We start from the raw sequence: 21,552 nt of genomic DNA, 5'->3' as shown, positions 1-21,552 counted from the left end.
CCTTGCCAGAACCCCGACCGCGCCAGGCGGCCGGCCTCGCCCACGATGCCACCCTGCGCGCCGCCCGTGCCTTCGCCGACCTGGCCGAGTCCATCGACGCCCTGGATCCGGAAGAGGCAGCCGAGGTGCTCCACGGCCTGTTCCTGCCGCCCGGCCCCGCCCACGCCCTCGCCGGCATCCTGCACCGCTTCGGCGCCTGGGCGGCAGACGGCTGGGAGAACCCCCGGGTCTACGAGCCGCTGATCCGCGAGGCCGCCGAACTCACCCTCGGTGCCTACCGCGTCTCCGCCGTCGCCCACCACATCGCCGCCCTCGACGCACCCCCGGCCATCTCCCCGCGCCCGGCCGCCGCACTCGCGACGTCGCCGGCGGCCAGGGCCGCCCAGCCGCACTCCGTCATCCAGGGCCCCGCAGCGCCTGCCGCCGCAGCCGTCCCGCCCGCCCGGATAACCGAGCCGCTCCGCCACTGAGCACCGCCGCACCGGCGGACTTCCGTCGCACACGCCGGTCTTCCCACGCCAACCGTGCTGCCCCCGGCCGCGGTCCGGCTTCCCCACGCCCACCGCGCCTTCGCGATCGGCTTCCCGCAAGGACCTACCCCCTGCCCGCTTCCTCCCCCACCTCCCCGTCCTCCACCCCCGGCACCGACGCCCTCCTTTACACCCTCATCGGAGCCGGCCTCGCCCTCGCCGCCTTCGGATCCCTCGCCTGGATCGGCGGCAACACCACCAACCTCCTTGCCGGTCACGGGCCATGGTCGCCGTTCCAGCCGGTCGCCGCCGCCCTGCACCCCGGGGAGATGTGGCCCGCCCTGGGCACCACCGCGCTCCTGGTCGGCGCCCGCGTCGTCCCGGGCCTGGTAGCCGCCACCGCCGCCGGCCTCGGGCTGCGCCTGTGGCTCAGGCACCGCCGCTCCACGGGCACAGGCCTGGCCACCAGCCGCGACCTCGCCGTCCTCCTGCCCAAGGAGATCACCGGCAAGGCCACGAGCCTGCGCCCGAGCCTCTCCTCCGCCAAGCCTGGCAGCATCCGGCCGGACGACACCGGCATCCTGCTCGGCACGCTCGGCGAGAGCGGCCCCGAGGTCCGCACCTCGTGGGAGGACGTCGCGGTCGCCATCATGGCGCCGCGCTCCGGCAAGACCACCTCGCTGGCGGTCCCCTCCATCCTGCGCGCGCCCGGCCCCGTCCTGCTCACCTCGAACAAAGCCGCCGGCGACGCCTACACAGTCACCGTCGACGCCCGCTCCGCGGTAGGCCGGGTGTGGACGATGGACCCGCAGCAGATCGCCCACACCGAGCAGGCGATGTGGTGGGACCCGCTCGCGGACGCCCGGGACCTGCCCGGCGCCCGCCGCCTCGCCGGGCACTTCGTCACCGCATCCGTCGACGCCTCCAGCCAGAACGACTTCTGGAGCACCGCCGCCGCCAACACCCTGACCGCCCTGTTCCTGGCGGCCGGCGCGGACGGGCGCCCGATCACCGATGTCCTCGGCTGGCTCGCCCAGCCCGCCGACCGCACCCCGATCGACATCCTCAAGGAGAACCAACTCTCCGCCATCGCAGCCCAGTTGCAGGGCACCGTCTCCGGCGCCGTCGAGACGCGGGACGGCATCTACGAGACCGCCCGGCAGTACGCCGCCTGCCTCCTGGACCCGACGATCGCCGTGTGGGTCACCCCCAGTGACACCCTGCCGCAGTTCCGTCCGACCGAGTTCGTCACCGCCCGGGACACCCTGTACCTGCTGTCCAAGGACGGCGGCGGCAGCGCCTCGGCGCTGATCGCGGCGGCGGCAGACAGCGTCATGCGCACCGCCGTCGTCCAGGCGGAGCGTGCCGGGGGCCGCCTCGACCCGCCGCTGCTCGCGATCCTGGACGAGGCCGCGAACGTCTGCAAAATCGCGGACCTGCCCGACCTGTATTCCCACCTCGGCTCCCGCGGCGTCATCCCCATCACCATCCTGCAGTCCTACCGGCAGGGCCAGAGATGCTGGGGCGAGGCGGGCATGGACGCCATGTGGTCGGCCGCCACCATCAAGATGATCGGCAGCGGAATCGACGATGCCGATTTCGCCGACAAGCTGAGCCGACTGGTGGGCGAGCACGACGTCCAGACCGTCTCCCATTCCACCTCGGAATCGGGCCGGTCCACCTCCACCAGCATGCGCCAGGAGCGAATACTCCCGCCCGACCAGATCCGCGCCCTGAAAAAGGGAACGGCCCTGCTCCTGGCCACCGGGATCAGGCCCGCGATGCTCCAGTTGCGCCCCTGGTACAAGGAGCCCGGCGCCGGCGCCATCGGCAAGGCGTCAGCGGTGCAGACCGCGGCGATCACCGACCGCGCCCGCGCCAAGGCCGGGGCCGCCGCATGACGGACACCACTCCCCCTGCCCTGCGAACCCTCAGTCTAGGCGCCGGAGTTCAGTCGACCGTTCTGCTGCTGCTGTCCGCGCTCGGCGAGCTTCCGAAGCTGGATTTCGCGATCTTCGCCGATACCGGCTGGGAACCGGCACGGGTATACTCCCACCTCGACCGGGTGGAGCGGGAAATCGCGGATCCCGCCGGAATACCCATTCTTCGGGTCTCGGCCGGAAATATCAGGAAAGACGCCCTGGGTCCCGCTCACCGCTTCGCCAGCATGCCGCTCCACATCCTCAACCGGGACGGCTCCCCCGGGATGAGCCGACGCCAATGCACGGGCGAATATAAAATAAAGCCCATTAAACGCCAGGTCCGGGGTCTCCTCGGATATCCCTACCCGTCGCGCATTCCGCGCGACGTCCACGTGGAGCAGTGGATCGGCATCAGCACCGATGAATTCCACCGGGCCAAGGATTCCGACGTCCGGTACGCGCGGAACCGCTTCCCGCTCCTCGAACTCGGCATGTCGCGGGACGACTGCCTCTCGCTGCTCGCCGAACACGGACTCCAGTCGACGCCCAAGAGTTCATGCCTGGGCTGCCCTTTCCACGGCAACGCGCAATGGAGGCAGATCCGCGACGAGACCCCCGAGGAGTGGGCCGACGTCGTCGAGTTCGACGCGCAGATCCGCGCCGGCAACGCCCGCGCGAACGCGGACGGCCGCCCCCTGCTCGGACAGGCCTACCTCCACCGCTCCCGGGTGCCGCTCGGCGAGGCCCCGATCGACCGCCTCACCCGCCGCGAGCAACTCGCCCTCGACGAGCAGCAGGCGGCCGAAGAGGCCGAGTTCGGCCCCGAGGACGGCTACTCACCGTACTCGTGCCGCTCGGGTGACCCCGTCGCCTGATGCGCAAGCCAACGGCGGCGGACCGACGCCCTTCCCAACTCCCCCACAAGCAGGAGGTGATGGGGTGAACCCGCAGATGGAGGCCGAGCAGGCCCTCCTCGGCGCGCTCCTCCTCGCGCCGGACCAGCTCGACGCCGTCGCCGGCTGGCTGGAGGCCCGGCACTTCTACCGGCCCGCGCACGCAGCCCTGTTCGAGGTGCTGCTCGCCCAGCACGAAGCCGGACTCCCCGCCCTCGCCTCCTCCGCGGCCGGGGACAGGTCCGCGTGGGCGACGCAGGCGATGGCCGCGGCGGCCGGGGCCGTCCCTGGCTTCAGCCCCGGGTACGGGCACACGCTGATCGCGGCGTGCCCCGTCACCGACCACGCCGCCGCCTACGGCCGGATGGTGCTGGAGACCGCGGTGCGCCGCCAGGTGCACGAGCACGCCCACCGGCTGCTGCACGCCGCCCGCACCGGCGCCGTCGACGGCACGCTCCGGCTCACCACCGGCCTGCGGGACGCGATCGGCGAACTCGCGTCCTCCTGGGGTTCGCTGGAGAGCCGAGCACGCCGCGCCACCGGGCCGTGGCCGCCGGAGCCGCCCCAGCGCGGCGTCGAGGAGAGCCTGCAGGAGGAGAGGGCGCTGCTCGCGTCCCTGACCGCCCTGCCGCGCGAGGTCCGGGACATCACCCGGTGGCTGCACCCGGCGGACTTCCTCGACCCCGGGCACCAGGCCGTGTACGGGGCGCTCGCGGCCCTCGGCCACCGGGGCGAGCCCATCGACGCGCTGACCGTGCTGTGGGAGATCCAGCACCGCGGCGCCCTGGCCTCGGGCACCATCACCGCCGATGCCGTCCGCTCCATCACCAGGTCCGGCTTCACCGGCGATCCGGGCTACTGGGCCGAACAGGTCCTGCAAGCCTCCGTGCTGCGCTCGGCCACCGCCGCGGCTGGCACGGTGCGCCTGCTCTCCCTCGACGCCTCACTGCCCGCGGCGCGCCTGCTCGGCTCCGCCCTCCACGCCCTGCGGGACACCGAGGCGGTGCAGAAACGCTGGCTCGTCGCCACCGCAACCAGCACCGACGAGCCCGCCGACAGCCAGGCAGAGACACGCGAGCCCCGCCGCGGCGCCGCCCGTACCCGCACGCTCGCACCCGTCCCCAGCACCGGCACCGCCGCAACGCCCCCGCCCTCGCCCTCGCAGCAGGCGGCCTGCGCGCGAACGCCCATCAAGAGCACGCACTGAACCCCCGGCCCCACCCCGTCACCCCGAAGGAGTCTCATGCCCGCCATCCGACCGCCCAGTCCGAACGCCACCCGGCTGCGGTCCGTCGCCGACACCATCGACGCACTGAGCACCGCCGTGCCCGGCGCCTACCGCGAGCAGGGACCGCCATCGCTCGGCGAGCTCCAGAGGCAGGCGCTGCGGATCGGGGAACAGCACCAGTTGCTGCTGGGCACCGCCGCAGCGCTGGGCGGCGCCCCGCTGGCCGACAGCGCGCAGCGGGCTCTCGCCCGCGCGCTGGCCGATGCCGGCTCGCGTGTCGGCGAGGCTCTGGCCACGGTCAGCCGGGCGAGCGCGATGGCCGCACGGATCCACGAAGTCGACGGCCTCGACGGCCCCCGCGCGGAGGTCGTGCGCGAGCGGGCCGGCCGCGAGCTGAACCTGTCGCTGTCCCGCACGCGGCTCGCCCTGAACGAGGCCGGCGACGGACTGCGCCGGGAAGCACGGGCCCGCCAAGACGTCACCGAGCCGCCACACGTCCGCCCCCGGGCCGCCCTCGTCCGCAGCTCCGGCCCGCGCTCCACGCCCGTGCTCACCGGCCCGTCGGCCACCGCGGCCCCAGCCGCAGCCCTCCCGCCCACAGCCCCCCGCCGATGACGTCGACCCGCCCCCCGGAGCGAGCCATCACCACACCGGCCACCCTCGACTTCACCACCGAGCTGACCCGGCTCGCGGACGTCCTCGTCCACGTAGCCGAAGTCCTCAACGCGGCCCCCACCATGCCCGGACACCTCGCCATCCCCACCTCCGCCGCCCTGGCGGCCGAGGCCGAGAACGCCCTGACCGTGCTGCGTCACTGCTCGGCCAGGGCCGGCGCCCTCGCCGCCGGAGCCCCGGACCCAGCCCGGCAGACAGCCGCCCGGGGCTTTCGCGCCGGGCACACGCACGCCGCCACCTGGCCCACGCGCTGGACACCGCCGTCACCCTCGAAGGCAGCCCCGGTCAGGGCGTCGAGGAGCGCGAGCGCTCGCTGGGCTACCAGGTGCTCACCTCGGTTGCCCGCGCCTACAACGCCGTCGTGGCCGGCTGGCGGGAGATCACCGCGATCCGCGACGAACTCCTTTCCCTCACACCGCAGCAGCCACCCGCGGCCCGGCGGTCCCGCCCGGTGCCCGCCGCATCCGCCGGGCAGGGCGCGCCACTGCCGGCCGGTGGACGGCGCCGGTGAGCGACATCAGCGCCGAGGACATCCAGCGGCTCGCCGACCTCGCCAACAACCTGGCCGAGATCCGACGCGACCTGCGGCACACCGCCAAGAAGCCGCCCGCGAAGATCCCGGACCTGCTGGCACAGGACATCACCAGCCTGGCCGACTACATCTCCGCCGCCGCCCGGCTCGGCGCCGAACTGTCCCACCGCACGGGCCCCTCCGCCCCGGGCGCGGGCGAGATGTGGGGGCAGTTCTTCGCGGCCACCCGTGCCAGCCCCGTCCTGCACAAGCTGACCGAACTCCTCGACGACGCCTGCGACCTCGCTAACCAGACCCGGCCCAGGGAGCAGACCCGAAGCCACTTCTTCTCCCCCGGCCTCGACCAGCGCGTCGCCGGGAAGTTCGCTGCCGCGGACGCCAGCCTCGCCCACACCATCGGCGTGCTGCGCAAGTCTCGCTCGGGAATCGCCCAGATCCGCAAGCGCGAACTCGACCGCGAGCGGGACGCTCTGGCCGATCCGAACGGCAAAGCCGCACGGTTCCTGGCCGCGCGCGCCCAATACCGGCGCGAGCCGTTGGTCCTCGTGCCGACCGGGTTCGCCGAAGAGGCCGCGGCCACCGCCAGCGCGGCGGCCCGCCGCTCCGGCACCTCCCGGATCGTGTCCTCGGCGCCAGCACCGGCATCCAGCACCGCCCCCGGGGGCGCGAGCGCCGCCCGGCGCTGACCCCAGACCCTTCCTGATCACCGGAGTGCCCTGATCGACACCGACACCTCGGCGGTGATGCGCTCCCTGGCCGTCCGGCTGGAGGCCGTGAGCCGCACGCTGCTGCCCGCGGCGGCCAGCCACCCGGCGGAGACGGCGTGGCCCATGACCCACCTGGTGGCCATCGCCGCCGACGCCAGCGACGAGGTCCTGTTCCGCACCGCGGACCCCGCCGCCGACCGGGCCGTACTCGCCGCGTTCGCCGCCGCCGCCTCCCACGCCGCCCAGGCGCTGGCCTTCGTCGCCGAATCCGCGCACCGCCTCCTCACCGCCCCGCCCGGCAGCGCACTGCCCGAGGTCCGCCACGCCCACGTCGTCGCGCGCGACCTCCTCACGACCGCGGCGCACGAGCTGACCGCCACCGCCGACCGGCTCACCCCGCATCCCGCCGCCGCGGTCGCCGACCTCACCCGCCACCGCGGTCCCCAGACGACTGCCGCGCTCGGCCGCTCCCGCGTCGTCAGCGTCCAACCCGCAACCGCGGACGCCCGCCACGACACCGCCGCCCCCCACCGCTCCCGTCATCCCACTGCGCCGCAACCGCTGACCCCCGGAGTGTCCCCTGCCTGAACTTCCCCACCGTCCCGACCTGCTGGCGCTGGCCGACCTCGCGGACGACACCGCCGCCTCCTGGCCGGCCATCCCCACCATCGGTCCGCTACCACCCCTTCACCTCGTCGCCGCGCAGCTGGCCTCCCTCCAGGGACTGCGCACCGCGCTGCTGCACGCCTCCACCGCCGCGATGGACCCCTTCGCCGCCCCGGACGAGGCCACCGGAGCCCGCCGCGCCGCGCGGGCCGCCGCCCGCGCCTACACCCGCTCGGCCCTCGCCGACCACTGCGTGGGCGAGGCCCTGGAAGTCGTCCTCGCCGGGCGGGAGCAGCCGCCGACGCAGATCACCCTGCCGCACGTCCAGTGGCTGTACCAGGACGCCGCCAGGTCCCTGACGTCGGCGTCGCGCCACCTTCGCCAGCACATCCAGCCGCCCCGCACCGGCCGCACCCGCCGCCCGGCCGCCGAGCCCGGCCGGACGGAGCGCCAAGGCGCCGCCCGGCCGCGCACCGCACTGCGGCTGCCCTTCCGCAAGACCACCGCCATGGACCTGCCCCCGGCGCCGCCCGGGGCCACGCCGCCGACGACACGCCGCTGACCGGCCGCGAACGACCCCTCCCCCACCCCGGAGCACCTCCTGTACCTCTCCGTTCCCCAGCAGGCCGAGTGCCTGACCAGCACCGCCGCCGAGCTTCGCACTCGCGGTCACCAGGTCACCTCCCTCGCCCGGAGCCCCGGCATCGCCCGCGTCGACGCCGTCAGCGACCTGCTGGCCGGCCTCGCGGAATCCCACGCCCACGTCGTCGGCGAGGCCCGGACCGGCCCCGGCGCGCCCGACCCCGGACAGCCCGACGAGAGCCTCGCCCACGCCCGCGCGACCGCGGCCTTCGCCTGGGCGGCCGTGCTGACCGCCCGGGCGAACCTGTTCGCCGCCCCGGCCCTGGTGAGCGCCGTCCAGCTGGAGGGACGGGCGGAGCCGGCCACGGCGCAGGAGCTGTCGACGTTCCGCGCCGCGCTGACGGACTGCGCCGCCGCACTGCTGGAGGCGTCCCGGGCGCTGAGCGTCGTCTCGCGCGCCCTCCACGGTCCGGAGCCGAAGGTCCTGCGTGACCTCAACTCCCGTCCCGCCGGGGCCAAGGCCACCAGCGCCGCCCGCTCCCGGCCCCGCCCGCCCATGGTCCTGTCGACCGGCGTCCGGCCGCCGGACGTGACAGCCGCTGCGGCGGCGGCGAGCGGACGGGCGCGGTGACCGGGCACCCGGCCGGCATACGCATCGGCAGCCTCTGCAGCGGCTACGGCGGCCTCGATCTCGGTGTGCAGTCCGTCCTCGGCGGCACCGTCGCCTGGCACGCCGACCCGGCCCCTGGTGCCGTGGCCATTCTTGAGCATCACTGGCCCGGTGTGGCGAATTTGGGCGATATCACCGAGGTGGACTTCTCCGCCGTCGAGCCCGTCTGCGTCCTCACCGCCGGGTTCCCGTGCACCGACGTCTCGGTGGCCGGCAACCGGGCCGGTCTCGCCGAGGGCACCCGCTCGGGCCTGTGGCACACCATCGCCCGTGCCATCTCAACTCTGCGACCCTGCTTGGTGGTTCTGGAAAATGTCCGCGGCCTGCTCTCCACCCCCGCCCGCTCGTCAGCCCATGGCGACGTGGAGCGGTGCCCGTGGTGTCTGGGAGACACCGGAGATGAACATCATCTGCGGGCACTCGGTGCCGTACTCGGCGACCTGGCCCTCGCGAGGTTCGATGCACGCTGGCAGGTGCTACGAGCCTCCGACGTCGGAGCACCCCACCGACGCGAACGTGTTTTCCTCACCGCCTGGCCTGCCGACACCCCGGGCGCGGGACCACAAGGGCCCGGACGCCGGACGGGAGGACCTCGGGCATGTGGTCACACTGCTGCTCACCCCGACCTCCAACCTGGGGTCCATCGGGGGCTCCCAGCACCCGGACCGGCGCAAGGAGGGCGGCCACGGACCGAATTTGTCGGACCTGGTGGAGCACCTGCTGCCGACCCCTCGCGCGACGGACGGGACGAAGGGCGGCCCGAACCAGCGCGGCAGCAGGGGCGACCTGACGCTGCCGAGCGCGGCGGCCCGCCTGACGCCCGGGCCCTCCGGCCGCCGGCGCAAGCCCGCCGCCGCCACTCCGGTGATCCCGCAGGACCCCCTGCCGATGTGGCCGCAGCCGACGGCCTGAGCCGCTGGGGCGAGTACGGGCCGGCCATCGCCCGCTGGGAACGCGAAACGCGCCCCGCCCCGGACCCCGTGGATTTCCGGGGACGCCTTTCACCGGCTTTCGTGGAATGGGTCATGGGCCTCGAAAAAGGCTGGGTGACGCAGATCACAGGACTTTCCAGATCCGCCCAGCTCACCGCACTCGGAAACGGCGTCGTCCCCCAACAGGCCTCTGCCGCACTGGCGTTGCTGACGCCCGGAATTCCCCTGTGCGGAAACCATCGAATTCCTTGACCGCGAGAATTAACCCCCCATACACCACCCGATATCTCCCGGGCAAGGACATGGGCGCCCGGCAGAGTTCTGCACGTCGCCCCGCTTTCCCCGACTTCCGGAGTTGCCCTTGCCCCCTTCCAATCCCGACGATCCTCCGAGTGGTTCGGCGGTCACGGCGGAGACCCTGGCCGAGTGGCGGGCCACGCTCGCCGCGCTCCAGGCGGAGCGGGACTCGCTCGCCATCGTGGCCGACCGGCTCGCCCAGGACTACGACGACGAGGAGGATCCGCACCCCCCGGATCCCGAGGTAACCGGCGCAGACGGCGACGGCGGCGAGGCCGGTGCGTCGCTGACGATCCTCGCCTTCGACGACGACGCGCTCGCCGAGGAGATCCGCACGATGACGCCCTGGGTGGACCACATCCTGCTGGGCGCGTACGGAGCGGAGATCACCTCGGGGTGGCCCTGGTGCACATGGTGGCCGCGGCACGACGAGGCGCTCGCCCGGATCCACCACTGCTGGCTGGCCTGGCAGGAGCTGACCGACTCCCGCTCGGGGGCGACCGGCCCGAGCGTGTGGCAGCGCGACCACCTGGAGCCGCTGCTGCTCAAACTCCGCTCCCCCGACGGCCCGTTCGGTGCCTGCACCACCAACCCCGACCACCCGCACCACCGCCTGCTCCCCCACCCCCCGTTCACCGACCCCGCCTCGCTCAGCACCGCCTGACCTGCCGAAGGAGCCCGCCAGTGACCGCCCCCACCGCCGTGCTCCTCGGCTTCGACGCCCACCCGGACGCGCTCGCCGACCTCGACCGCCTGCCGCCCGCCGTCCACCAGGCCGCCGTCACCCACCTGCGCCACCTCGTGCGGGCGCAAGTGCGCGGGGCGGACCTGGAGCGACGCGGGCTGTGGGACCTGAGCGGCTGCCGCAAGGTCTGCCTCGATGCGGACAAGCGGTGGCGCCTGGTCTACCAGGAACGCCTTGCCCGGCCCCTGTCGCCGCACACCGGCGAGATCTACCTGATCGCCGCCGGGGCGCGCCGCGGGCACGAGGTCTACAACATCGCCGCCCGCCGCCTGCAGTTGCTCACCGCCAGGGCGCCGCGATCCTCCTGACCTGCCGTCGGCCGGCCCGCAGGCACTTCCCACCATCCGCTCCACCATCGCGAAGGACTTCTCCATCATGACTACCTCCGTCGTGCGCGACACCGCCCAGGCCCCGCAGGTGCAGCAGGCCCTGTCCGTTCTCAGCCCGCCGAACACCATCTCGGTGCTGCGGACGCTGGACCGCAACGGCGGTGAGCTGCCGACCTACGGGTTCGCCGACGCGATGCCGTGGATGGGCTCCAGGCTCACCTCCCGGCTCGCCGCGATGGAGGGGGCGGGGCTCATCTCCCGCGCCCGGTCCGGGCGGGCCAGCGTCGTGTCGATGACCGCGGCCGGCCGCCAGGCCCTGCGCCTGCAGGCACCGTTCACCCGCTGGGCCTCCACCTACCAGGGCGTCCCGGAGACCGGGACCGGTATGGGCGCCTACACCGAGCAGGCCATCGCCTCACTCAACCGCGCCCACACCGTCGCCACCGTGTGGGCGCTGGCCGCCGAGAGCGAGAGCGTGTACCCGTCGGAGGTCCAGGACCTGATCCTGCCCGCCGACGGCCCGCACGCCTCCGCCCTCTACCAGCGCCTCGCCCAGATGGAGGAGGCCGGGCTGGTGGAGCGGGAAGGGGAGTTCCGCAACTACATATACAGCCTCACCCCTGCCGGCCGGGCCCTGGTCGAACCGCTGGAGGCCCTCGCCCGCTGGGCCGAGCACCACGTGAAGGACCCTGCCGCCCACCCGCAGGCACCGGCAGCGCACCGCATCGAGACCGCCACGGCGACCTCTCCCGTCACCCCGCCGCCGGCCGCCGCGCCCACCGCGCAACCCTCCCCGGCCCAGCAGGCAGCCTCCCGCTCCCAGGCCGCGGCCGTGCGCTCAAGCGCCGCCGCCCTCGCCTTCAGCCACCAGGCGCCCGCGCAGCCCGCCCCGCTCGCCGCCTCCGCGCCCGCGCGCCACCGCTAGGAACCCCGTCATGGATCCCCTCTCCGCCGCCCTGGCCTCCCTGCCCGGTCCCCTCACCCGCGCCGCCGTCGAGGCGGCGCCGGGCCTTGACCCGGGACTGCTGGCCGGCGTGCCGGCCGCTCTCGCCGACACGTTCGTGGCAGTCCGTCCCGCCTACCTCGCTCCGCCCACGGCCCGCTCCGCCGTGCCGGCCGCCCGGATCCTGCGGGCGGCCGGGTGGACGCCCAGCCGCGTCGCCGACGGAACAGAGTTCCGCCACCGCTCGACCGTGGTACTCCTCGGCGCGCCCGACACGGCCCGCACCGTGGACGCCCTGGTGGCCGGCGGCCCGTCCTGGCAGGCGCGGCTCAGTTCGCGGACGCCGGACGAGGTCCTCGCCCACGCCGCCGCGGCACTGGTCGAGTACGCCGAGGAAGGGCCCGGAACGGCCGACCTCGGCGCCGCGCTGGCGGGCCTGGCGGAGGCCGGGTGGGACGGGGCCCGGCGCCGGGACGCCGCCGTGCTGGCCACCGCCCCCGACGGGTTGGCCGAACTGCGGTGGGGGCCGGACCAGGACACCGGGGAAGCGAGCCTGCGCATCCTCGCGGGCGCGGGCGGCGACTACTGGGACGCCGAACTCGGCGGCGCCGCCTGCCCGGACCTGCTGGTGGAGTCGCTGCTCGCCTCACTCGCCAGCCCCGCCCCCGCACGGCGCCGTCTGCGCGAGGTCCCCGTCGGCCTGTACGACCACCTCGACGTCACGCCGGAAGCCACCCGCGCGGGCGCGGCCGTGCGCACCTCCACCGGCCCGCCAGCCGCCGCAAGCGCCGCGCCGCCCGGCACACCGATCCTCAGCTCGCCGGCACCCGCCGCCAACCATCCTGCTCGGAGGCCCCGTTGACACCCGCCCCCACTATCGGCATTCGGGCCCGGGCAGGCGACCTCGTCGCTGGCCTGGTGGAGGAGAGCGAGCAGGTCCAGGCCCTCGCCCGGTCCCTCGACCTGCCGCTCCACTCCCCCGACCCCGCCCGGCTGCTCAGCCGTCACCTGCTGAGCACACTGGTGCACCTGGCCTGTGCCACCACCTCGGCCGCAGCCATCGTCGACCTCGCGGATCCCGTCACCGCGCCCCGGCTGCGTTCCCTCGCCCGCATCCGCGAGGCCCTGTCCTGCCTGCTGTCCGCGAGCGGCTCCATGGCCACCGTGCTCGATCAGCTCCCCTCCGGCGGCGACGTCACCGACGCCGCCGCCCTCGTCCAGGGCGCCCGCCTGCGCGGCGCCGCCCTGCTCACCAGTGCCTCCGCCCACCTGGGCGCCGCAGCCGGCCTGTTGCGCACGGAGCAGGAGCCCCAGTCGCGTCCCGCTCAGCCACAGCGCGCGCGCACCGGTCGCCCGCCGGGCGCCACCATGGGCCAGCTCCTCTCCGTGGCACGCCCGGCCGTCGCCGCGCACGGCCGCGCCAGCCGTTCCGTCGTCGAGTCCGCCGTCCGCGCCGCCGGCTACAGCCTCGGCAGTGAGCGCCTGACCCGCCTGATGCGGCTCCTGCATACGGAGCAGGCCACCTGACCTCTCCACGCCCTGCCGGCCTGCGCGGTGTCCTCGCCGCCCCCCACCTCACCCCGCTGCTCGCCGGTACCCTCACCGGCCGCCTGCCCACCGCGATGGCACCCATCACCCTGCTGCTCACCGTGCGGGCGGAAGGCGGGCCGATCGCCTTCGGCGGCGCCCTAGCCGCCCTGTACGCCGTGGCCAGCGCCATCGGCCAGCCGCTGCTCGGCCGCCTGGTGGACCGCACCTGCCTCGCCCCGGTCGCCGCCGCCTCTGCCGCCGTCGCCACCGCCGCCTTCGCCGCGCTCGCGGTGCTCGGCTGCAGCACCCACCCATTCACCGCCGCCGTCCTCGCCGTGGTCGCCGGCGCCTTCACGCCTCCGCTGGAGTCCGGCCTCAGAGCAATGTGGCCCCGCCTGCTCCCGGACCCCGACGAGCAGCGCGCCGCCTTCGCCCTCGACAGCATCAGCCAGCAGATGGTGTTCGTGGTCGGCCCGCTCGCGGCCACCGCACTCTCCCAACTGCTGTCCCCGTCCGTTGCGATGGCGGGCAGCGCGGTGGTCGGCGCCGTCGGCTGCCTCGTCGTCGTCACTACCGCCCCGGCCCGCTGGCGCACGGCCGTCCACCGCCAGGTGCACTGGATGGGCCCGCTGCGCTCGCGCGGTCTTCTCCTGCTGCTGTCCTCCCTGTTCTTCCTCGGTGTCAGCCTGGGCGCCTTCAACGTATTGGCCATCACCCTGGGCGACCTGCACCACAGCGGGTGGCTCGCCGGGCTGGTGCCCGCGGCCTACTCGCTCGGCAGCGTGGTCGGCGGAATCGCCTACGCCCGCGCCCGCTGGCCGGCACCGCTGGCGACCCAACTCCTCTTCGCCACCACCTGCTACGCGCTCGCCTTCATCCCTCTGGGGCACGTCACCTCCGCGCCGCTCGCGCTCGCCACCAGCTTCCTGCCCGGCCTCTTCCTGGCCCCCCTGCTGGTCTGCTCGTTCATCCTCACCGACCGGCTCACCCCGCCCGGCACCGCCACCGAGGCCGGCGCCTGGCTGATCGCCGTCATCGGCGCCGGCCAGGCCTTCGGATCAGCCGCGGCAGGCCCCCTCGCCTCCCTCGGCACCGGTGCCGTCGCCGCCCTGCCCGCCGTCTCCGCCGCCGTCACCGCCCTCGTCCTGCTCGCGCGCCGTGACCTGCTCACCCCCGCCAACACACCCCCGGAGAAGACCGCTTGACCAACCCCGCCACCACCGCCCGCGTCGTCTGGGACTGGAACGGAACCGTCCGCGATGACCTCGACGACCACGTCGCCGCACTCAACGCCACCCTCCCCGCCCTCGGCGGCACCCCGGTCACCGTGGACACCTACCGCGCCCTGCACCGCGTCCCGATCCGCTCCTTCTACGACCAGCTCCTCGGCCGGGAGATCAGCAACAAGGAGTGGCGCGACAACGACGCCGCCTTCCTGTCCGTCCTCCACCAGCGTCCGGTCCGACTGCGCTCGGGTGTCCGGCAGCTGATGATGGGCCTGCGGGCCCGGGGCGTCGGCCAGTCCCTGCTGTCCCTCGCCCCGCACGAGCAGCTGATGCACGAGGTCCGCCATGTCGGCATCACCGGCCTGATGGAGCGGGTCGACGGCCGGATCGGGCCGTCGGTCACGAGCAAGGCGCCGGCGCTCGCCGCGCACCTGCACGCGCTCGGCCCTGGCATCGACCCCGCCACCGTGATCGTGATCGGTGACAGTGTCGACGACGCCACCGCCGCGCGCGGTCGGCGCCGTCCCGGTCCTGCACACCGGCGGCCTGCACAGCCCCGGGCGCCTGGCGACCGCCGGAGCACCGCTCGTCGGCAGCCTGGAGGAGGCCGTCGAGGCCGGACTCGCCGCCGTCGCCGAACGCGTGGGAGCGCGCCCGTGACCCAGCCGCCCGCACCGGCGGTCGCCCGACCGACCGCGGACCCGACCAAGGTCGGCACCGCCCTGGTCCTTCGGACCCTCGGCGTCGAACGCCTCAGCGTGCTCGCCGGCTGGCACGACGACGAGGACACCCCGCTCGGGCGCCTCACCGACGAAGTCCACCGCACCGCCCGGCGCCTGGACCACGTCCAGCAGAGCCTCGTCACCCTGGCCACCAGCATCCGGCGCGACATGCAACGCGTCATCGCCGGCGACGACGTCGACCTGCCCCAGACCCACGGCCTGCTCGGCAGCAGCGCCCAGTCGCTGGACCTCCTCGTCGCCCGCCGCGCAGAGCTCTACCAACACCTGGACGGCCTCACCCAACTGCACAAGATCCTCGCCGCCGCCCCCGCCTCAGCCTCCGTCGGCCCGACGGCCGAGCAAACCGCGAGCGAGCACCGCGGCACCGAGCCGCCGCCCCGGACGACGAAGCTCAGCTCCGCCCAGCAGCGGGTCCTGGACGCCGTCGCCCGCGGCCGGGTCACCGTCCACGAGGGCAGCATCCACAACGGCCTGAAGATCTACGCACTGGGCGTGCAGGTCAGCACCGCGTCGGTGAACTCCCTGATCGAGCGCAAGCTCATCGACCGCGACACCAGCACAAGCCTGTACGTCGGGCAGAAACTCCGGCTCACCGCCGCCGGCGCCCGCGTGCACGCCTCCCTCCCCGGCATCCCCCCGGCAGGGAAGGCGTCCTCCCCCCGCACGCCACCGGCGGTCTCCGAGCCGCCGGCGGCAGTCAGCATCCACCCGCCCCGCACCACCGCGGGACAGCGATGACCAACGGCCCCGCCACCGGCCCCGCACCCGCGCGCCAGGTCAACGGCGCGCCCGCCTTCGCCGGACGTCTCCTCGTCCTGGAACGCCTCGGCCTCGACACCTACGGCCTGGCCGACCGCCACCTTGAACCGGGTGAACTGCGCACCCTCGCCCGGCTGCTCTCCCGCCAGGCGCAGCGCGTCGACGACTTCGACGAACAGCTGCGCCGCACCGCCGACCACGTGATCCGGCGCCTGGCCCGGACCCGCGACGGTGACCACCGGGACATCCAGTCCTGGGGCGTGCTGCGCACCCTCGGCAGTGACATCGAGACGCTCGCCGCCCGCTACGACCTCGCCGTCGAACAGCTCGGCTAGGCCATCCACGTGTACCGGCAGGCCGCCGAGCACCCCGCCGAGACGGTGCGGCGTCAGGCCGCGCTGTCACGCACGGTCGCTACGTCGACCACCTCTACTCCGGCAGCGAAAACGGCGACGGGTCCGCCCGCCACTGCTCCCGCGGCACGCGGCCGCTGATCCCGCCACCGGCCCGACCCCTGGAACCCATCCTGACTACGACACCCGACCCACACATCGAGCACGCCCTGCAGATGCTGGCGCCGCCCGGCACCATCCGGGTCCTGCTCGCTTCCAGCTACTACGAGATGCACCCCGAGGCCCGGCCGAACGGCGGACCCGCGATCGAGGACATCCCGCAGGACACGGTCCGGGAGCACCTTCGCCGTCTGCAGGGCGCCCGGCTTCTCGCCCACACGGGCAGCTACGACATCGAGCGGCAGGCCGGCACCAACGCCCGCCGCGAACTATGGCCGGTCTGGACCTCTGCTGTCCTGGCCGCCCGCTCCCTCGGCGTCGGCCTCGGCCCAGACCGGCGGCCTGAGAACGTCGCGATCACCGTCGAGCGGGTCGTGCATCTCGCCGCCGCCCCCTCCACCTTCGCGGCGGCCCGCCAGCTGCGGGACGGCCCGGCTTTCCGCCAGGCGCTTGCCGCCGCTCTCCACGCCGCCGACGCCACGGAACTTGCCGCTCACCTGCCGCTCGGGCCTGCCGCTCGGGCCTGCCGACGCAAACGGTAGAGCTACCGACGACGCCTATGGCGCGATCGTCGGGCTCAGTCGCCTGGGCGGCGTGTACGACGCGCTCGGCGACTGGCACCGCGCCCACTTCCCTTCCGGCCGGGCAGCTGCCTCCACCGCCCGCGGCCGGGATCGGGCCGCCGCCGACGCGGCGGTCCCCGCGTGCACCGCGCCGACCAGCGGGGCGCCCGCCCCCAAGTTGCCCCGCCGATGACCGAGCCCGAACCCGGCACCGACTTCGGACTGGCGGGGCTGGAGCCCGCCACCGCGGACGACGCCGTCGGCGCCCAGGTCCTCCTCCACTGCCAGCTGGTGTTCGACGCCGAGCACGAAATGGGCCTCGCCGCGAGCAGCTACCTGGGCACCGGCCCCTCGACGGTCCTGGCGGCCCGCGTCTCCCGCGACCAGAAGGCCGGCACCTTCACCGTGCGCCTCCACCGGGCCGTCGGCGCCGCCGAAGGCCGGGCCTGGCTCGCCGCCCAAGCGGCCAGCGGACCGGCCCGATCCCCCTCGAAGTGGTGCCCAGCGCCGCCACCAAGCAGGCCAGAAGTCCCGCCCGACGGCGCTGACCCGACCAACGGAGACACCCACCATCCCTCACCAACCCATTCGTGCAACAGTCGACTTCGGCATCAGCTCGCTGGAGCCGGACGGCTCGTCCAGCGAACACGCCGCCGACTACCTGGCCGTCATCGCCGACGAGTTGCTGCCGCTGTCCGACCAGCACACGGACAACCCGCACACCACCGCTCTCATCAGCAGCTTCCACGTGCTGTTCGACACTGCGCACATGTGGAACGACGTTCCGGGTCTGTCGTCCGTCCTGGCCGTGCACGTCGAACGCGACCTCGCCGAGGGCGTGTTCGAGATCGCCTTCGCCCGGTACCCGCTCGTCGCGATGGCCCAGCAGTGGCTCGTCGGGCGCGGCGCCACCCCGGACCGCTTCACCGACCGCACCCCCGTCACCGCGGCCGACCAGGAAACGACGCGCGTGGAGCGCCTGCTGCGCGAGGCCGAGCCGGACCGCTACGCCATCCACGACCACTACACCTATGCCGATGTGCCGTACGACACCTGGGTCATCGCCACCGACACCCACAACGACACCTCTGCCCGGCCGGTACGGGTCTTCCACGAACAGCATCAGGTCGACGCCGACACCTACACCCTGCGCGAGGGCCACTTCACCAGCATCGAGACCGCCCGCACGTGGGCCGAGGACCCGAGCGCTCCCCTCCCGCAGGTAGCCCCGTCGCCCAGCGCCCAGGCGGCAGCCGCCCGCCAGCAAACCCAGGGCGGCACCGGGACCGGCACCGTCGTGGGCGCCACACCCGCCGCACCGCCGCCGGTCACCGACCGCACCCGCGCCCGCTGACCGGAACCACGACCACCCCCTCGCCCCGCCGACACAGCCGTCTGCGTTCAGCTCCCGCACGTCCGCGCCTGGGCGTTGACCCGCCAGGCCGTCCACCAGAGAGACCCCGTGTTGCCCACTGCCCCCGCCGACCACGTCCTCGTCCGCCCGCTGCACCTGGCCGGCCGCGGCACCTCCGACTTCGCACAGAACCTCGTCACCTACTTCGGCTGGAGCACCCCACCGGGCGCCGGCGAGGAGATCCTGCTCGTCAGCCCTGACCGGCAGGCCCACCTGGCCTGGCGGGCGGCCCCGGCCCGCTGGGAGGTCACCGCACCCGAACACCACCGGCCCCGCTCCCGCTGGACTGCGGCCTTCGACGACCACGCGCCGTCCGAGATCGCCGCCGCCTTCCTCTACACCCTCGCCCACGGCCTGGAACACGCGCCGCTGCAACTCCTCTACCCGGTGCCCAGCCAGGACGCCGCCCTCGGCGTGCTGCACCACGCCGGCTGGGCCTTCCAGCAGCGCGACGGCCACGAGGTCCTGCTCGCCCCCGACCGTCTCGCCGCCCTCACCCGACCCCTCGCCTCCGACGACGCTCCCACCGTGCTGACCGGCGCAGCCGAACACGGCACCTGGAGCATCACCTTCAGCTCCCGCACCCCCGCTGTCCTCCTCCAGGCCGCCGCCGCCACCCTGCTGCGCCCCGCCGTCCGGCCGCTCGACGACCTGCCCACCACGCATCGGGAGCGGATCCTGGTCGAAGCGGTGCCGTCGCGGCCCGTGCACCGCGCGCTCGTCTCGCCCCGCCACCTGGCCGGCTCGGCCGAGCCCGCCGCACCGCCGCTGGCGAACGTCTCGGCGCTGTGGCACCGGACCAGGCGCGGCCGGGCGGAGAGTTCCTGCGGTCGGGTGCGGGTCGAGGCCGGGCCGGACCTGGGCGTGCTGGTGACCGCGGGGCCGTCCGGTCCCGAGCACCGGCTCGGCTGGAGCGCCGAGTTCACCCGCGACGTGCCGCCCGAGATCACCGGTGCCTGGCTGGACAGCCTCACCGACTCGGTGGCCGCCGACATCGACCTCGGCACCCGGGCCACGTTTACCCCCGGGCCCGGCATGAGCATCGGCGACGCCGTCGAGCCGCTCACCGCCGCCGGATGGGTCACCCACACCGACGGCGCCGACCTGCACCTCGTCTCGCCGGACGGCCACGCCACCGCCCGGATCACCCACGGCCTGCTCACCCCCGGCACGACGACCGCCGACGCCTGCACGCGGACCGCCCACTGGGGTGCCTCCGTCGACGTCACCGGAGCACCCGGCCACCGCTGGCGCGCAGCCGTGTCGCCCCACACTCCCTTGCACCTCGTCCGCGCACTCTCCGCAGCCGTCGTCGACCCGGCCCCCGTCACCCGCAGCGTCGACCGGGTCCCGGCCCAGTTCCTCGGCACCGTCCGCCTGGAGGCGGCCGACGCCCCGCTCTCGCCGGCCGCCCGGGCATCACGCAGCCGCAGCCCGGCCACCACCGTCGTCACCGCACCCCGCGCCGCCGAGGACCACAGACCCTCCGGCCTTCTCGACCCGCGGCCCCGGCGCGCCCGCTGACCGCCCCTTCCCCTGCCTTCGGAGACCTCCATGCCCGACCTGCTCCGTGATCTGATCGAGCGCCAGGACTGGTTCGAACCGCCCGACATGGTGACCGTCGGCCCCCGGCACGTCGTCGGCCCGGGGCCCGGCGCCGAGCAGCTCATCGCGCAGTTCCTCCTCGACCGCGGATGGCGCCAGAGCGAGGACCGGCTCACCCGGCACTGCGGGCGCCTCGGCCTCCACCGGCCGGACAACGCCCGACACGAGTGGACGCTGTGGGGTGCCCAGCACCGGGGCGCCGAAGTCGCCTGGAGCCTCACCGTCCAGGCGGCCCTCCCCCCGGAGATCCTCGCCGCCACCATCGCCGAAGCGGAAGCCGTACTCGCCGAAGCCCCCGACCCCCGCGAGCCGTTCGTCCGCGGCATCCTCGCCCTCGGACTGCTCCCCCTCGCCCGGGCCGGCTGGACGACATCACCCCCCGGGGAGCCGTCACCTTCCGCCCGCCCGACCGCTACGCCAACGCCCACGTCACCGTGCCCTCCGCCCTGCACGAGCTACGCGGAAAACCCGCCGCCACCATCGCCTCCTACGGCCCGAACAGCTACTGGGAAGCCCACGTCACCGCCGGCACCCCCTCCCGCGTCCTCGCGGCCTTCACCCGCGAACTCGCCTCCCCCGAACCGCTGCTGCGCACCTCAGCCGTCCGGGAGCTGACCTTCTCCGCCAAGCTCTTCACCATCAACGCGTTCGTCCCGGACACCGGCGAGCAGCTCTCGCCCGCGGCACAGGCCGCTCGCAGTCGCAGCACCACCCCCGTCCCCGCACCGGTTGCCGCAGCCACCGGGTCCACCACCCCGTCGGCGGACGCGGCGCGCGTCGCCGCCGAGGCGGAGCCGTCGGGCAGGTCCCGATGAGCGACGAACCCCGACCCGAGCTGGTCACCGTCCGCCCGCTCGCACTCGCCGGCCCCGGGACGCCGCCGTTCGACCTGGCGGCCCGCTTCGCCGAGGACCACAGCTGGTTCTCCCTCGCCGCCCCGGGGACGCGCACGCTGCTGGTCAGCCCGTGCCTGCGGATGACCCTGGAGCGCGGCGACCGCACGATCGGCAACCGCCGGCTCAACGATGCCCTGGTGCTCGCCGCCCGCCGGAGCCCGGGGGACAAGGACCAGTGGTGGGCCGCCTTCAGCCCCCGGACGCCCTACGAACTCACCACCGCCTTCGTCCTGGGCGCCGCCGAACTCCTCATCGCCGACCCGGACAGCGTCCTGTCCGAGCGGCCGCCCACGGACGTGCTCGAGCTGCTGTCGGACGCCGACTGGACAGTCGAGCACGATTCCTGCCGCACCGCCATCGGCTCCCCCGGAGGCGAGACCGCTGTGCTGTACCACCCGGAACAGCCCTGGCGGCCCCTGAGCTTCTCGATGCTGGAGACAACAAGCGACCTCGCCTGGAACGTCACCATGTCGCTCCAGACGCCCCCGGCCCTGATCACCGCAATGGCGACCGCCCTGGCCGGCGGCCACGCGCTGCGCCAGCCCGACGAGATCCCCGCCCACCACGCACATCGGATCACCGTCGAACCTGCGGACCGCCGGGAGGCCGCCCTGACCCGCAGCACGGCCGGCCCGCCCCGGACAGGTCCCCAGTCGCTAGCCTCGTCGCTCTCCCAGTCCCCTCCCCAGCAGCGGCGCTCCCGCTGACCACCACCCGCCACTCACGGAGGTCCCGATCCCCGAGAAGCCCCACGGCCCGCCCCCGCTCGTCCA

The 21,552-nt window shown here is 74.5% G+C and carries 25 protein-coding genes and 1 pseudogene; all 26 read left to right on the top strand.

Going from position 1 to position 21,552, the window contains the following annotated elements:
- Positions 1 to 2 precede the first annotated feature (2 nt).
- The gene (locus ACFTWP_RS20070; RefSeq protein WP_380266058.1) at positions 3 to 470 is read left to right on the top strand and encodes a hypothetical protein; all 468 of its coding nucleotides are present in this window, start codon (positions 3 to 5) and stop codon (positions 468 to 470) included.
- A 131-nt stretch (positions 471 to 601) separates the two neighbouring features.
- Complete coding sequence (locus ACFTWP_RS20065; protein ID WP_380266047.1) at positions 602 to 2,371, top strand: type IV secretory system conjugative DNA transfer family protein; 1,770 nt, start codon at positions 602 to 604, stop codon at positions 2,369 to 2,371.
- 62 nt (positions 2,372 to 2,433) lie between these two features.
- A complete protein-coding gene (locus tag ACFTWP_RS20060; protein ID WP_380266046.1) occupies positions 2,434 to 3,267 on the top strand; it encodes a hypothetical protein in 834 nt (277 codons plus the stop codon).
- Between the two features lie 64 nt (positions 3,268 to 3,331).
- Positions 3,332 to 4,492, top strand: a complete 1,161-nt coding sequence (locus ACFTWP_RS20055) for a DnaB-like helicase N-terminal domain-containing protein (protein ID WP_380265943.1) — start codon at positions 3,332 to 3,334, stop codon at positions 4,490 to 4,492.
- A 36-nt stretch (positions 4,493 to 4,528) separates the two neighbouring features.
- The gene (locus tag ACFTWP_RS20050) at positions 4,529 to 5,128 is read left to right on the top strand and encodes a hypothetical protein (RefSeq protein ID WP_380265942.1); all 600 of its coding nucleotides are present in this window, start codon (positions 4,529 to 4,531) and stop codon (positions 5,126 to 5,128) included.
- Positions 5,129 to 5,513: 385 nt separating this feature from the next.
- Positions 5,514 to 5,699 carry a hypothetical protein gene (locus tag ACFTWP_RS20045; protein WP_380265941.1) on the top strand — a complete coding sequence of 62 codons (186 nt, stop codon included), beginning with the start codon at positions 5,514 to 5,516 and terminating at the stop codon, positions 5,697 to 5,699.
- The gene (locus ACFTWP_RS20040; protein WP_380265940.1) at positions 5,696 to 6,406 is read left to right on the top strand and encodes a hypothetical protein; all 711 of its coding nucleotides are present in this window, start codon (positions 5,696 to 5,698) and stop codon (positions 6,404 to 6,406) included. The genes ACFTWP_RS20045 and ACFTWP_RS20040 overlap by 4 nt, the downstream gene beginning before the upstream one ends.
- Positions 6,407 to 6,460: 54 nt before the next feature.
- Positions 6,461 to 7,015, top strand: coding sequence for a hypothetical protein (locus ACFTWP_RS20035; protein WP_380265939.1), 555 nt, complete (start codon positions 6,461 to 6,463; stop codon positions 7,013 to 7,015).
- 172 nt (positions 7,016 to 7,187) lie between these two features.
- Positions 7,188 to 7,595, top strand: a complete 408-nt coding sequence (locus ACFTWP_RS20030; protein ID WP_380265938.1) for a hypothetical protein — start codon at positions 7,188 to 7,190, stop codon at positions 7,593 to 7,595.
- A gap of 303 nt (positions 7,596 to 7,898) precedes the next feature.
- Complete coding sequence (locus ACFTWP_RS20025) at positions 7,899 to 8,246, top strand: hypothetical protein (protein WP_380265937.1); 348 nt, start codon at positions 7,899 to 7,901, stop codon at positions 8,244 to 8,246.
- A pseudogene (locus ACFTWP_RS20020) lies at positions 8,243 to 8,764 on the top strand (DNA cytosine methyltransferase); the annotation flags it as partial. The gene ACFTWP_RS20025 and the pseudogene ACFTWP_RS20020, both read left to right, overlap by 4 nt.
- A gap of 121 nt (positions 8,765 to 8,885) precedes the next feature.
- Entirely contained in the window at positions 8,886 to 9,197 is a 312-nt protein-coding gene (locus ACFTWP_RS20015) for a hypothetical protein (protein WP_380266057.1), read from the top strand.
- Positions 9,176 to 9,469, top strand: a complete 294-nt coding sequence (locus tag ACFTWP_RS20010; RefSeq protein WP_380266056.1) for a hypothetical protein — start codon at positions 9,176 to 9,178, stop codon at positions 9,467 to 9,469. Before ACFTWP_RS20015 ends, ACFTWP_RS20010 begins: the two co-directional genes overlap by 22 nt.
- Positions 9,470 to 9,578: 109 nt before the next feature.
- The gene (locus ACFTWP_RS20005) at positions 9,579 to 10,178 is read left to right on the top strand and encodes a DUF4913 domain-containing protein (RefSeq protein WP_380265936.1); all 600 of its coding nucleotides are present in this window, start codon (positions 9,579 to 9,581) and stop codon (positions 10,176 to 10,178) included.
- 20 nt (positions 10,179 to 10,198) lie between these two features.
- Positions 10,199 to 10,567 carry a hypothetical protein gene (locus tag ACFTWP_RS20000; protein ID WP_380265935.1) on the top strand — a complete coding sequence of 123 codons (369 nt, stop codon included), beginning with the start codon at positions 10,199 to 10,201 and terminating at the stop codon, positions 10,565 to 10,567.
- Positions 10,568 to 10,634: 67 nt separating this feature from the next.
- Positions 10,635 to 11,513 (top strand): winged helix-turn-helix transcriptional regulator, encoded by an 879-nt coding sequence (locus tag ACFTWP_RS19995; protein WP_380265934.1) that lies wholly within the window; start codon positions 10,635 to 10,637, stop codon positions 11,511 to 11,513.
- A gap of 10 nt (positions 11,514 to 11,523) precedes the next feature.
- On the top strand, positions 11,524 to 12,393 hold the full coding sequence (locus ACFTWP_RS19990; RefSeq protein ID WP_380265933.1) for a hypothetical protein: 870 nt from the start codon (positions 11,524 to 11,526) through the stop codon (positions 12,391 to 12,393).
- Positions 12,390 to 13,058, top strand: coding sequence for a hypothetical protein (locus ACFTWP_RS19985; RefSeq protein ID WP_380265932.1), 669 nt, complete (start codon positions 12,390 to 12,392; stop codon positions 13,056 to 13,058). The genes ACFTWP_RS19990 and ACFTWP_RS19985 overlap by 4 nt, the downstream gene beginning before the upstream one ends.
- Before the next feature lie 95 nt (positions 13,059 to 13,153).
- Positions 13,154 to 14,266: an MFS transporter gene (locus ACFTWP_RS19980; protein ID WP_380265931.1), complete on the top strand. Its 1,113-nt coding sequence runs from the start codon at positions 13,154 to 13,156 to the stop codon at positions 14,264 to 14,266.
- Entirely contained in the window at positions 14,263 to 15,768 is a 1,506-nt protein-coding gene (locus tag ACFTWP_RS19975) for an HAD family hydrolase (RefSeq protein WP_380265930.1), read from the top strand. The genes ACFTWP_RS19980 and ACFTWP_RS19975 overlap by 4 nt, the downstream gene beginning before the upstream one ends.
- Entirely contained in the window at positions 15,765 to 16,124 is a 360-nt protein-coding gene (locus ACFTWP_RS19970; RefSeq protein WP_380265929.1) for a hypothetical protein, read from the top strand. The genes ACFTWP_RS19975 and ACFTWP_RS19970 overlap by 4 nt, the downstream gene beginning before the upstream one ends.
- 233 nt (positions 16,125 to 16,357) lie before the next feature.
- A complete protein-coding gene (locus ACFTWP_RS19965; RefSeq protein ID WP_380265928.1) occupies positions 16,358 to 16,843 on the top strand; it encodes a hypothetical protein in 486 nt (161 codons plus the stop codon).
- 703 nt (positions 16,844 to 17,546) lie between these two features.
- Positions 17,547 to 18,218 carry a hypothetical protein gene (locus ACFTWP_RS19960; RefSeq protein WP_380265927.1) on the top strand — a complete coding sequence of 224 codons (672 nt, stop codon included), beginning with the start codon at positions 17,547 to 17,549 and terminating at the stop codon, positions 18,216 to 18,218.
- A gap of 111 nt (positions 18,219 to 18,329) precedes the next feature.
- Entirely contained in the window at positions 18,330 to 19,802 is a 1,473-nt protein-coding gene (locus ACFTWP_RS19955; RefSeq protein ID WP_380265926.1) for a DUF317 domain-containing protein, read from the top strand.
- A 515-nt stretch (positions 19,803 to 20,317) separates the two neighbouring features.
- Entirely contained in the window at positions 20,318 to 20,698 is a 381-nt protein-coding gene (locus ACFTWP_RS19950) for a DUF317 domain-containing protein (RefSeq protein ID WP_380265925.1), read from the top strand.
- A complete protein-coding gene (locus ACFTWP_RS19945; protein ID WP_380265924.1) occupies positions 20,695 to 21,486 on the top strand; it encodes a hypothetical protein in 792 nt (263 codons plus the stop codon). The genes ACFTWP_RS19950 and ACFTWP_RS19945 overlap by 4 nt, the downstream gene beginning before the upstream one ends.
- Positions 21,487 to 21,552 lie beyond the last annotated feature (66 nt).

This window comes from Kitasatospora sp. NPDC057015, from assembly GCF_042673745.1.
GTDB lineage: Bacteria > Actinomycetota > Actinomycetes > Streptomycetales > Streptomycetaceae > Kitasatospora.
The sequence above is the reverse complement of the archived record's forward strand: the minus strand, read 5'-3'. Positions and strand labels throughout refer to the sequence as shown.

Bases quoted from the DNA above. Each gene is read 5' to 3' on its own strand.
- ACFTWP_RS19945 (WP_380265924.1), top strand. From the start codon at position 20,695: ATGAGCGACGAACCCCGACCCGAGCTGGTCACCGTCCGCCCGCTCGCA.
- ACFTWP_RS19970 (WP_380265929.1), top strand. From the start codon at position 15,765: ATGACCAACGGCCCCGCCACCGGCCCCGCACCCGCGCGCCAGGTCAAC.
- ACFTWP_RS19990 (WP_380265933.1), top strand. From the start codon at position 11,524: ATGGATCCCCTCTCCGCCGCCCTGGCCTCCCTGCCCGGTCCCCTCACC.
- ACFTWP_RS20030 (WP_380265938.1), top strand. From the start codon at position 7,188: ATGGACCCCTTCGCCGCCCCGGACGAGGCCACCGGAGCCCGCCGCGCC.
- ACFTWP_RS20050 (WP_380265942.1), top strand. From the start codon at position 4,529: ATGCCCGCCATCCGACCGCCCAGTCCGAACGCCACCCGGCTGCGGTCC.
- ACFTWP_RS19965 (WP_380265928.1), top strand. From the start codon at position 16,358: ATGCTGGCGCCGCCCGGCACCATCCGGGTCCTGCTCGCTTCCAGCTAC.
- ACFTWP_RS19995 (WP_380265934.1), top strand. From the start codon at position 10,635: ATGACTACCTCCGTCGTGCGCGACACCGCCCAGGCCCCGCAGGTGCAG.
- ACFTWP_RS19980 (WP_380265931.1), top strand. From the start codon at position 13,154: ATGGCACCCATCACCCTGCTGCTCACCGTGCGGGCGGAAGGCGGGCCG.